5 protein-coding genes are annotated in these 12,842 nt (G+C 39.1%); 3 read left to right on the forward strand and 2 right to left on the reverse strand.

What is annotated here, in order from left to right; all coding sequences use genetic code 11:
* Positions 1–142 precede the first annotated feature (142 nt).
* On the forward strand, positions 143–1,600 hold the full coding sequence (locus FGK98_RS02950; protein WP_138101021.1) for an IS1182 family transposase: 1,458 nt from the start codon (positions 143–145) through the stop codon (positions 1,598–1,600).
* A 129-nt stretch (positions 1,601–1,729) separates the two neighbouring features.
* On the opposite strand, the gene FGK98_RS02955 is transcribed toward FGK98_RS02950, so the two are convergent.
* The gene (locus FGK98_RS02955) at positions 1,730–2,245 is read right to left on the reverse strand and encodes a class IV adenylate cyclase (protein WP_138099956.1); all 516 of its coding nucleotides are present in this window, start codon (positions 2,243–2,245) and stop codon (positions 1,730–1,732) included.
* A gap of 1 nt (position 2,246) precedes the next feature.
* Positions 2,247–3,437, reverse strand: a complete 1,191-nt coding sequence (locus tag FGK98_RS02960) for an NAD(P)-dependent oxidoreductase (protein WP_171011103.1) — start codon at positions 3,435–3,437, stop codon at positions 2,247–2,249.
* Positions 3,438–4,470: 1,033 nt separating this feature from the next.
* Here FGK98_RS02960 and FGK98_RS02965 point away from each other — a divergent pair.
* A complete protein-coding gene (locus tag FGK98_RS02965) occupies positions 4,471–4,683 on the forward strand; it encodes a DUF4368 domain-containing protein (protein ID WP_138099958.1) in 213 nt (70 codons plus the stop codon).
* A 275-nt stretch (positions 4,684–4,958) separates the two neighbouring features.
* On the forward strand, positions 4,959–12,461 hold the full coding sequence (locus FGK98_RS02970) for a G5 domain-containing protein (protein WP_138099959.1): 7,503 nt from the start codon (positions 4,959–4,961) through the stop codon (positions 12,459–12,461).
* Positions 12,462–12,842 lie beyond the last annotated feature (381 nt).

Genomic DNA, 12,842 nt, shown 5'->3' on the forward strand with positions numbered 1-12,842 from the left:
TTCTGATACTTTTCAAGCTTCATGACGCTTGCTTATCTATGTCAAGTAACAACACCCTCGCAATAAAGCAGTTCTTTATGAGCACACTGAAAAAGTCATCCAATTGATGGCTTTTTTGTTATACTAGAGATGAGGTGAAATGATGCTTGATAATCAGTTAACTATGGATGTCAGTCCTTATTCTAGTTTGTATCATATCGTTGTTCCGAAAACCCACTTTTTACGTCAGCTAACTGAACTCTGTGATTTTAGCTTTATTTATGATGAACTAGAAAAAAATTATCGTCCTGATTTTGGGCGTAAAGCTTATTCACCGATTATGATGTTCAAATATCTCTTGTTGAAAGATATTTATAAGTTATCAGATGTCGATGGGGTGGAACGTTCCTTGTCAGATATGGCCTTTAAATTTTTTCTTGGTCTAGCTCCAGAGGATTCTGTTATCGAACCATCCTCTCTGACAAAATTTAGAAAGCTAAGAATTAAAGATGACAAGCTACTTGACGTATTGATTCAGAAATCTGTTCAAATTGCACTCGAACACAACTTGATTAAGAGTAAGATCCTCATTGTGGATGCCACTCACACCAAAGCTCATTATAATCATAAGAAGCCCCAAGAAATTCTTAGGGAGCGTTCAAAAACTTTACGTAAAACGATTTATCAACATTCAGAAGATATCAAAATAGAATTTCCAAAGAAACCTCAGGAAGATAACCTTGAAGCAGAGTTGACCTATACAGAGGAATTAATGGCTGTGGTTGAAAAACATGAGGAACTCTTAGCTCTGCCGGCTGTGTCTCAAAAGTTCAATTATCTAAAAGAAGCTGTCGAGGACGACTTAGAACACTTGGAATCTTCTGTTAAAGAGGAGGCTAAGCTTGGACATAAGACAGCCGACACCTCTTTCTATGGCTATAAAAGTCATATCGCTATGACGGATGAACGGATTATTACTGCTTGTGTGGTCACTTCTGGCAAACAAAGTGATGGGAAATATTTACCTGAGTTATATGCCAAAACAATGGAAAATAATCTGGATATCGAGACTATTATTGGTGATGCGGCTTATTCAGGAAAGGACAACATTCAACTAGCTCGTAAAGAAAAGATTCATTTGGTGTCAAAACTGAACCCTTCTGTTTCAAAAGGTTACCGTAAAGAAGAGGATGCGTTTGAATTAAATAAAGACGCAGGGCTATTTGTCTGTCCGGAAGGACACATGGCTATTCGCAAAGCAAGGACAGGGAAAAAATATCAAAATAAGAATCAAGTCGTCACTCATTACTTTGACATTGAGAAGTGCAAGAGTTGCCTTTCCAAGGAAGGGTGTTATAAGGAGGGGGCAAAGTCTAAAACTTATTCAATAACCATTAAGAGTAACGACCATCTTTTCCAGAAGAAATTTCAGGAAACACCGTATTTTAAAGAAATGGCCAGACATCGCTATAAAATCGAAGCGAAGAATGCCGAACTAAAACAGAGACATGGCTTTGATGTCGCAAGGGCATCAGGTCTTTTCAACATGGAATTACAGGCAGCTACAAGTATCTTCGTGGTCAATATGAAACGAATTATAACCTTAATAAATACAAAATAACCGAGGAATTCGCTCAAATTGATGAGAGATTCCTCGGTTTTCATTTTGTTAAAAGTAAGAGGCTTACTTTTTCAGTGGGCTCGCGAGTGGGTCGGGGGAGGAGCTGTTATATCTATGTTTAACAATGTTTTACCTTGATTTATTAATCATATCCATATAAGATATGTCAATAAAATCTTTTTTCTTAATCTTAAGCATTTTTATAATATCATCAACCTTTTTCTCTGCTGATTGTCTTGTTTCGTCTTTAGGGAGAATATACTCAACTTCAATAAAATTACCTAAGCCAGCAACTTCGTCTAAATGGAATCTAATATTCTCCTTAAGATAAAGGGTTCTGCTCTTTTTCACTTCACCAATTTTTCCCAGTAATGTTGAAAGCATGGAATCGACAAGCCTAGGATTTTTAACTTTTATTCGTTTGTATTTAGAAACCTTTCTTCCAGCAATGTTTTGGCGGATATAAAAAATTAGTTCAGACTCTGAGTTGTTGATAGTTCGCATCTTTAATCTACCAAGCTTAAAATTGTAGAAAATATCTCGTTGTTTTAATATTTCTGGGTTTGCTTGACTATATTTTATAATAATATTTTTTGCTAAATTTCGATTATTTAATTTTGCTTTAAATTCTATATTTGATGACATTTTAATCCCTATTTGATAGAGACAACCAATCTTTAGCGATTTCACCTCTAGAATCCTTACCAGATGAATGTATCACTCCTACAGGATACTTATCTCTATCATGTTTTAATAATTTACAAGCACAGACTACTATTTCAGCAAAAACAATATCTAATAACTCCGTAGGAAGAGTTGGCAAGATAAAATTAACTGCCGTGCCATTATTCAATACTAATATATCCTTAGCTACGTCTAATTTATATTTTAACATATGTTTATTGATTTTAAAAGGTTTTTCAACCGTTTCTTCAATAAGGCTATCAATGTCAAATTCCGTATTTTTTGACCCACCACTAACCAATATAACACCATTTTTACAAATATTCATATCTTTTACGGTAAAAGCACCATTTGGATTTCCTGTTGCGAAAAATATGATGTCAACTTTAGGTAAAAGAGCGTGTCTTTTGTGTATTTTATAGCCGTCAATGAATGCGTGTAGATTTTTTTCATCACTAGAATCATACACATAAACATCCATATCATTTCGTCTTAAGTTTAGGGCAATATTCTTACCTATCATTCCGTACCCAACAACTAACGCCTTTCGACCGGACATTAAAATACCAGATTTTCTTAATATTTGCTCCGTAGCATTGACAATATCTCGTCCTACAAATCTTGCTTCAATTTCTTTTAATGGACTTCTAGCCACAGAAAAGATAGGGTATTGAAATGATTCAATCTCTTTCAAATATCTATTATGCCCAAACGTTGTATCTTCTATAACTCCTTTAATTACTCTGGCTAAATCTGGACATTCATCATTAAGCCTCATGAGGTGAGATAGAAAATATCCTCCTACATCAATTATTATAATTTCTTTCCCATCAGTCTCACTTTTTTTAGTGGCATTTTTTAAGAGTTTGTATAATATATCTGTCTCTTCTAGAATCTTATAGTCTTCATTGATAATGCTATATTTTTTCTTTAATAGCCTTTTTAAAACAGACTGATCAATAGAATATGGTTTTGCAATCACTGAAAATATTTCAGCCCCAGACTCTTCCAATAACTTTATTAAATTTTCAGTAGTCTCCAAAATATGCTCAAGAATAATTATTCGTGCCTTTTCAAATAACTTTCTATTTCGCTGTTGTTTTAAATATTTTCCGCAAACTTTTAATTGATTGTCTACGAATTGATACCCCATAATAAACACCTCTATATCTTTTTGAATTGAGCAGAAAGTTTTATATTTGACCATCTTCGACAAATCATTATTGACATCAATTTATAAAATTTCAGCCAGAGGCTTAGTCGAGTCTTGACTACGATTGATGGTTATTCGATTGTCGAAAGAAGTATCCGTATTGTTTCTATACGATTATAATTTTATTGTACCATAATTTTGTTAAATTTCTTAATTTCTATCTACATTATTTTACAGAGATTACAGAAAAAAGAAACTCACGCAATATGAATCGAAGGTTCGCTAGAGCAACAATAACATTTTTTATAAAAATTTTCACTCATAAAGAAATAATTACTGAATCAAATCAGTGAAAGTCAGCTCAGTTCCTCAACTTCTACAACTGAAATCTCAATATCGGGCTCAGTCAATTTCTCTTTAAAACTATCCGCTAGTTCTTAAAAAAACTCATCATCCGTTTCAATTTCGAAAATTTCAATCAAATATCCCTCAGCTTTCGAAACGAGAGATTCTAAAGGTTTCAAAACTGGTTGGCTTTCTTGGTTGAAATCGACTTCTTGGTAAGTGGTACTAGATTGATTGGTGGTATGAAATTAAGGCGTAATAAAAACATTCAACCAGAAATAAATAAGGTCTAATGGAATGGTTGAGCTTATAAGACTTCTTTAAATCAATTCGGATCGATACAAGCAAGTTGGTTGATTCTTCCAAAAATTCAAAGAAATCTTCAAGTGTGGAATCCAGTTGAAACTTGTTTTTTTTTTTTGTAATTCAGCTGAGACAATCTCTTTTCGGCTTCTAAAATATAGGGCGAAAAGCCTTTTTTATCAATTTCATCTTGGACGACACCTACTAGACTTCGTCCTTTATTTTTGCCCGAAAAATACTTATTGAAATCTGTATCTGAAATATTAGCGTGAGCATATTCGGCTATGACGGAGGTCAATCCTTTACTGACGGTTTTAGGATTAGATCAAATTTCTTTATTGGCATGCTTAAAAACAAGCTGAAACAGCTCTGAGAGTAGAAACATATGCGACTTCCAAAGTGGCATGATTTTCGCATTTCCAAATATACAGAACTTCCAGAATTAACCGTTGAAATCGTAAATGAGCTGATTGACAAGATTGTGATTCAAAAGCCAATAGGAACGAAACACAATAGAATCATTCAGATAGATATTTACTACAATTTCATCAGAAAACTAAACAACGAAAAAAGCAAGCCAGATAAGTTGACTCGCTAATATTACCTAATCACTAAACTGCTGAGTGTCAGGTCGCCGTAAAAGGAATTTTTTTATAACATTTTACTGAGTGACAAGAAATGTTTGCTTTTGTTCTAAATCTACATTCACATTTTTTGAATCTTCTACAAATTTTAGAAAAAACAATCAAAAATATGATTTTTTGTGTTTAGGGTATTGAAATTTCCTATATTATTTTATAAAATAAGGATAAAAGGCTATGAAAAAGTAATGCGCTTACAAAGAAATGGAAGCGGTTACTAAAGGAGGATTTTATGGAAAAAGGCCATTGGAATCGTAAAAGAGTCTACAGTATTCGTAAGTTTGCTGTAGGAGCTTGCTCTGTCATGATTGGAACCTGTGCTGTTCTATTTGGAGGAAGTGTCGTTGGAGAATCATCAGTTTTTGCGGATGAAACTCCTATTGCGCACACTGTAGAACAAGCAAAAGAGGAAAGTCCAGCAGTGGAGGAAAAACAGGATCAAGCAGTAGCAGAGAAGAACGAGGCTGCAAGTGTGGAACAAAGTCAAGCTGCTGCCATTGAAGCAAGTAAACCAGAGGTGAAAGAAGATGAAGCCATAACTCCGAAAGAGGAAAAAGCATCTTCTAAACCTGAAGAAAATGATCCAAAGGTAGAATCACAAGCTTCAAGTCAAGAAAAACCTATCAAGGAAGAAGTTAAAGCTGCGACAAATGAAGAAGTAAATCAAATGATTGAAGACAGAAAAGTGAATTTTAATCAAAATTGGCACTTCAAACTCAATGCGAACTCTAAAGAAGCTGTGAAACCAGATGCAGATGTATCAACATGGCAAAAATTGGATCTTCCACATGACTGGAGTATCTTTAACGATTTTGACCATCAATCACCTGCCCAAAACGAAGGTGGACAGCTAAATGGTGGTGAAGCTTGGTATCGTAAGACCTTTAAACTTGATGAAAAAGATCTCAAGAAAAATGTTCGAGTGACCTTTGATGGTGTCTACATGGATTCTCAAGTCTATGTCAATGGCCAGTTAGTGGGACATTATCCAAATGGTTATAACCAGTTCTCATACGATATCACAAAGTACCTTCACAAAGATGGTCGTGAGAATGTGATTGCTGTCCATGCAGTCAACAAACAACCAAGTAGCCGTTGGTACTCAGGTAGCGGTATTTACCGTGATGTGACCATGCAGGTGACAGATAAGGTTCATGTTGAAAAAAATGGAACAACCATCTTAACGCCAAAACTTGAACAACAGCAACACGGCAAGGTTGAAACGCATGTGACCAGCAAAATCGTCAATACAGACGATAAAGACCATGAACTTGTAGCAGAGTATCAAATTGTAGAGCGTGGTGGTCAAGCAGTGACTGGCTTGGTTCGTACAGCGAGTCGTACCTTGAAAGCACATGAATCAACAAGCCTTGATGCTATTTTAGAAGTTGAAAAACCAAAACTCTGGACAGTTTTAAATGACAAACCTGCCTTGTACGAATTGATTACGCGTGTTTACCGTGATGGTCAATTGGTTGATGCTAAGAAGGATTTGTTTGGTTACCGTTACTATCACTGGACGCCAAATGAAGGCTTCTCTTTGAATGGCGAACGCATTAAATTCCATGGTGTTTCCTTGCACCATGACCACGGAGCACTTGGAGCAGAAGAAAACTATAAGGCAGAATACCGTCGTCTCAAACAAATGAAGGAGATGGGGGTTAACTCTATTCGTACAACCCACAACCCTGCTAGTGAGCAAACCTTGCAAATCGCTGCAGAACTTGGTTTGCTCGTTCAGGAAGAGGCCTTTGATACTTGGTATGGTGGAAAGAAACCTTATGACTATGGTCGTTTCTTTGAAAAAGATGCCACTCACCCAGAAGCTCGAAAAGGCGAAAAATGGTCTGACTATGATCTTCGTACCATGGTCGAAAGAGACAAAAATAACCCAGCTGTCTTCATGTGGTCTATCGGGAATGAAATCGGTGAAGCCAATGGTGACGCCCACTCACTTGCAACGGTTAAACGCTTAGTAAAAGTGATTAAAGATGTTGATACTACACGTTATGTTACCATGGGAGCAGATAAGTTCCGTTTCGGTAATGGTAGTGGTGGACATGAGAAGATTGCCGAAGAACTCGATGCAGTTGGTTTCAACTATTCAGAAGACAACTATAAGAAACTTCGTGCGAAACATCCAAACTGGTTGATTTATGGTTCAGAAACATCTTCAGCAACCCGTACACGTGGTAGCTATTATCGCCCTGAACGTGAATTGAAACATAGTAACGGACCTGAACGTCATTACGAACAGTCTGACTATGGTAATGACCGAGTTGGCTGGGGTAAAACGGCAACAGATTCATGGACTTTTGACCGTGACAACGCTGGCTATGCTGGACAGTTTATCTGGACAGGTACGGACTATATCGGTGAGCCTACGCCATGGCATAACCAAAACCAAACTCCCGTTAAGAGCTCTTACTTTGGTATCGTAGATACAGCAGGTATTCCAAAACATGACTTCTACCTCTACCAAAGCCAATGGGTTTCTGTTAAGAAGAAACCAATGGTACACCTCCTTCCTCACTGGAACTGGGAAGACCCTACTCTAAAAGCGAACGTAGCTGATGCAGAAGGTAAGATTCCAGTTCGTGCATATTCAAACGCTGCTAGCGTAGAATTGTTCTTGAATGGTCAATCTCTTGGAGTTAAGACCTTCAACAAAAAACAAACTAGCGATGGACGGACTTACCAAGAAGGTGCCAATGCCAAGGAACTGTACCTTGAGTGGAAGGTTGCTTACCAACCAGGTACTTTAGAAGCAGTAGCTCGTGATGAAGCTGGTAAAGAAATTGCTCGTGACAAGATTACCACTGCAGGCCAGCCAGCAGGTGTTCGTCTCATTAAGGAAGAGCACGCAATCGCAGCAGATGGAAAAGACTTGACTTACATCTACTATGAAATTGTTGACAGTCAAGGGAATGTAGTCCCAACTGCAAATAATCTGGTTCGTTTCCAATTGCATGGCCAGGGTCAACTTGTTGGTGTCGATAATGGGGAACAAGCCAGCCGTGAACGTTATAAGGCGCAACCAGATGGCTCTTGGATTCGCAGAGCCTTTAACGGTAAAGGGGTTGCCATTGTTAAATCAACTGAGCAAGCAGGTAAATTCACTCTTACTGCCCACTCTGATCTCTTGAAATCTGGTCAAGTAACTGTCTTTACTGGTAAAAAAGAAGACCAAGAAAAGACCGTTCTCGGAACAGAAGTACCAAAAGTACGTACTGTTATTGAAAAAGAGCCAAAAATGCCGAAGACAGTCGGTTTTATCTACAGTGATGGCAGTCGTGAAAAACGTCCAGTAACTTGGTCTTCAGTTGATGTGAGCCAAGCAGGAGTTGTGACTGTTAAAGGTATGGCAGACGGACGTGAAGTTGAGGCCCGTGTCGAAGTTCTAGCAATTGCAAATGAGCTTCCAACTGTTAAACGTGTTGCTCCAGGAACAGACTTGAGCGCTGTTGACAAATACGTTTCTATTGCCGTTACGGATGGAAGCGTACAAGAATACGAAGTTGATAAGTGGGAGATTGCGGAAGCAGATAAAGCTAAACTGTCAGTTGCAGGATCACGTATTCCAATGACTGGCCAACTGGGTGGTGAGACTATTCACGCTACCCTTGTAGTAGAAGAAGGTAATCCTGCAGCACCTGTAGTACCAAATGTGACTGTTGGTGGTGAGGAAGTCTCTGGTCTTACTACTCAAAATCCAATGCAATATCGCACTCTTGCTTACGGTGCATCCTTGCCAAAAGTAGCAGCAAGTGCTGAAAATGCGAATGTTACCGTAGTCCAAGCAAGTGCAGCAAACGGCATGCGTGCAAGCATTTATGTTCAACCAAAAGATGGTGGCCCTCTTCAAACTTATGCGATTCAATTCCTTGAAGAAGCACCGAAAATTGACCATTTGAGCCTACAAGTAGAGCAAGCTGACGGTCTTAAAGAAGATCAAATAGTGAAATTGTCCGTACTCGCTCATTATCAAGACGGAACACAAGCAGTTTTACCAGCTGATAAAGTAAGCTTCTCTACAAGTGGTGAAGGGGAAGTTGCAGTCCGTAAAGGAATGCTTGAATTGCATAGACCGGGAGCAGTCACTCTGAAAGCGGAATATGAGGGGGCTAAAGGTCAAGTTGAACTCACTATCCAAGCCAATACTGAGACGAAGGTTGCGCAATCCATCCGTCCAGTAAATGTAGTGACAGACTTGCATCAAGAACCTACGCTTCCATCAACAGTAACTGTTGAGTATGACAAAGGTTTCCCTAAAACTCACAAAGTCACATGGCAAGCTATTCCAAAAGAAAAACTAGACCACTATCAAACCTTTGAAGTGCTAGGTAAAGTTGAAGGCCTTGACCTTGAAGCGCGTGCTAAAGTCTCTGTAGAAGGTATCGTTTCGGTTGAAGAAGTCAGTGTGACAACACCAATCGCAGAAGCGCCACAATTACCAGAAAGTGTTCGTACCTACGATTCAAATGGTCACGTTTCATCTGCCAAGGTTGCTTGGGATGCGATTCAATCAGACCAATACGCTAAGGAAGGTGTCTTTACAGTCACTGGTCGCCTAGAAGGTACGCAATTAACTACCAAACTTCATGTTCGTGTGTCTGCTAAAACAGAGCAAGGAGCAAATATCTCTGACCAATGGACGGGTTCAGAATTGCCACTGGCCTTTGCTTCAGACTCAAATCCAAGCGACCCTGTTTCAAACGTCAACGATAAATTGATTTCCTTTAATGACCGACCAGCCAATCGTTGGACAAACTGGAATCGTAGTAATCCAGAAGCTTCAGTCGGTGTCCTATTCGGAGATTCAGGTATCTTGAGCAAACGTTCAATTGATAATTTAAGTGTCGGATTCCACGAAGATCATGGAGTCGGTGCACCTAAGTCTTACGTGATCGAGTATTATGTTGGTAAGACTGTTCCAACAGCTCCTAAAAATCCTAGCTTTGTAGCCAATGAAGACCATGTATTTAATGATCCAGCTAACTGGAAACCTGTTACAAATCTAAAAGCCCCTGCTCAACTCAAGGCTGGAGAAATGAATCACTTTAGCTTTGATAAAGTTGAAACCTATGCTGTTCGCATTCGCATGGTTAAAGCAGATAATAAGCGGGGAACTTCTATCACAGAAGTACAAATCTTTGCGAAACAAGTTGCGCCAGCTAAACAAGGACAGACAAGAATCCAAGTTGACGGTAAAGACTTGGCAAACTTCAACCCTGATTTGACAGACTACTACCTTGAGTCTGTAGATGGAAAAGTTCCTACAGTAACAGCAAGTGTTAGCAACAATGGTCTCGCGACGGTTGTTCCAAGCGTTCGCGAAGGTGAGCCAGTTCGTGTCATCGCGAAAGCTGAAAATGGTGACATCCTAGGAGAATACCGTCTACACTTTACTAAGGATAAAGACTTACTTTCTCGTAAACCTCTAGTTGCGGTTAAACAAGCTCGCTTGTTGCAACTAGGTCAACCACTTGAATTGCCAATGAAGGTTCCGGTTTACTTCACAGGTAAAGAAGGCTACGAAACAAAAGACTTGGCAGTGGAATGGGAAAAAGTTCCAGCAGAAAATCTGACAAAAGCAGGTCAATTTACTGTTCGAGGCCGTGTCCTTGGTAGTGACCTCGTTGCTGAATTCTCTGTACGAGTGACAGACAAACTAGGTGAGGCTCTTTCAGACAACCCTGACTATGATGAAAATAGTAACCAAGCCTTTGCCTCAGCAACTAATGATATTGACGACAGTTCTCATGACCGTGTAGACTATATCAATGACAGAGATCACTCTGAAAATCGTCGTTGGACAAACTGGTCTCCAACACCATCTTCTAACCCAGAAGTATCAGCGGGTGTGATCTTCCGTGAAAATGGTAAGATTGTAGAACGGACTGTTGCGCAAGCCAAACTTCACTTCTTTGCAGATAGCGGAACGGATGCACCATCTAAACTTGTTCTAGAACGCTATGTCGGTCCAGAGTTTGAAGTGCCAACCTACTATTCAAACTACCAAGCCTACGAATCAGGCCATCCATTCAACAATCCAGATAACTGGGAAGCTGTTCCTTATCGTGCGGATAAAGACATTGAAGCTGGTGATGAAATTAACGTAACATTTAAAGCCGTGAAAGCCAAAGCCATGAGATGGCGTATGGAGCGCAAGGCTGATAAGAAGGGTGTTGCAATGATTGAGATGACCTTCCTTGCACCAAGCGAATTGCCTCAAGAAAGCACTCAATCGAAGATTCTTGTAGATGGAAAAGAACTTGCTGATTTCGCTGAAAACCGTCAAGATTATCAAATCACCTATAAAGGTCAACGTCCAAAAGTCTCAGTCGAAGAAAGCAATCAAGTAGCTTCAACTGTAGTAGATAGTAGCGATGATAGCCTTCCAGTACTTGTTCGCCTCGTTTCAGAAAGTGGAAAACAAGTCAAGGAATATCGTATCCAACTAGTCAAGGAAGAACCAGTTTCTGAGAAAACAACCCCTGCTATTCAAGAAGAAAATCCAAGTCTTGAGGTTGTCGAAAAAGAACTTGCCTTCCAGACTGTTGAAAAAGAAGATTCAAGTCTATATGTAGGAGAAAGCCGTGTAGAACAAGAAGGACAAGTTGGTAAGGAACGCATTCTTACATCTGTAAGTCCAGACGGAACTCGTGAAGAGAAACTCCGTGAAGTGCTTCAGGCTCCTGTTGACCGGGTTCTTCTTGTTGGAACTAAACATGGTACGGTTCAACCACTTGATGGCAATGCAAGTTTAGTGCATGAAAAACCAGAGCTTCTGGTGGAAGAAGAGGCAATTGATTTCAAAGTTCAAGAACGTAAGACTGATAAACTTTATGTGGGGGAAAGTCGTGTTCTTCAAGAAGGTAAAAAAGGTGTGCGTGTTCATCTTATCGAAGTGGAGAACGGGAAACGCACCCTAAAGGAAACCTTTGATAAGGTAGCATCGCAAGATCGTATCGTGGAAGTTGGAACCAAGCGAGGTACAGCCCAACCACTTGATGGTGTCAGAGATTTAGTTCATCATAAACCAGAACTACTAGTAGAAGAAAAAGAAGTTGATTTCCAAGTTCAAGAACGTAAGACTGGTAAACTTTATGTGGGTGAAAGTCGTGTTCTCCAAGAAGGTCAAAAAGGTGTGCGTGTTCATCTAGTAGAAGTCGAAAACGGTAAGCGTACATTGAAAGAAACTTTTGATAAGATAGTTGCGCAAGATCGTGTCGTGGAAGTTGGAACCAAGGGAGGTACGGCTCAACCACTTGATGGTATCAGAGATTTAGTTCATCGCAAACCAGAACTACTAGTAGAAGAAAAGGAAGTTGATTTCCAAGTTCAAGAACGTAAGAATGATACACTTCCAGCAGGGCAAACTCGTGTAATCCAAGAAGGTCAAAAGGGTGTTCGTATCCATCTAGTAGAAGTCGAAAATGGTAAGCGTACACTGAAAGAAACCTTTGATAAGATAGTAGCACAAGATCGTATCGTGGAAGTTGGAACTGCTGTAGTGCAAGGAGAACCAAATCCACAAGTTTCTGTCAAGCCAGATGCGCACCAACTGGCTCAAACGGGAGCGCGCTCTCAAGAAGAAAAAGCGACACAAACTGAAAAAGATCACCTTCCAAATACAGGAAGTGAGTCTCAGATGTCAGCTTTAGCAGCAGGATTGGCTCTCTTGGGCTTAGGTGCAGGCCTTGCAGCTACTACTCGCAAAAAAGAAGATTAAGTTTAGTTACAAGCTAAACTGAACAGGAAAAGGCCAGAGTGACGCTCTGGTCTTTTTCGTCTGAGTTGTAATAGTAAACAAATGTTTAAAATAGTCAATCCCATTCCAAATGGATTTTGCTCAAAATTCATAAGGTGCCCTTTACGCTTATAAAAAGAGATGTCGTGTTTGAAAATAATTGATAAATATGCTACAATAGTAGGAACTGGTAATTTTTATAAATGATTTTTAGGGAGAGAAAAATCGGATGAAATCCCTTCAACTTTCGAAGGAACATGATCAGATGAGAAAGCGTAAAATCCTTAAATTTTCTCTGATGTTATCATAAAATTTAAAAATGGGATCCTCAATCTTGTGAGGAATTTGATTGTGGAACTGATT

Source organism: Streptococcus australis, from assembly GCF_901543175.1.
GTDB classification, from domain to species: Bacteria; Bacillota; Bacilli; order Lactobacillales; family Streptococcaceae; genus Streptococcus; species Streptococcus australis_A.

Bases quoted from the DNA above. Each gene is read 5' to 3' on its own strand.
- FGK98_RS02950 (WP_138101021.1), top strand. From the start codon at position 143: ATGCTTGATAATCAGTTAACTATGGATGTCAGTCCTTATTCTAGTTTG.
- FGK98_RS02955 (WP_138099956.1), bottom strand. From the start codon at position 2,245: ATGTCATCAAATATAGAATTTAAAGCAAAATTAAATAATCGAAATTTA.
- FGK98_RS02960 (WP_171011103.1), bottom strand. From the start codon at position 3,437: ATGGGGTATCAATTCGTAGACAATCAATTAAAAGTTTGCGGAAAATAT.
- FGK98_RS02965 (WP_138099958.1), top strand. From the start codon at position 4,471: ATGCGACTTCCAAAGTGGCATGATTTTCGCATTTCCAAATATACAGAA.
- FGK98_RS02970 (WP_138099959.1), top strand. From the start codon at position 4,959: ATGGAAAAAGGCCATTGGAATCGTAAAAGAGTCTACAGTATTCGTAAG.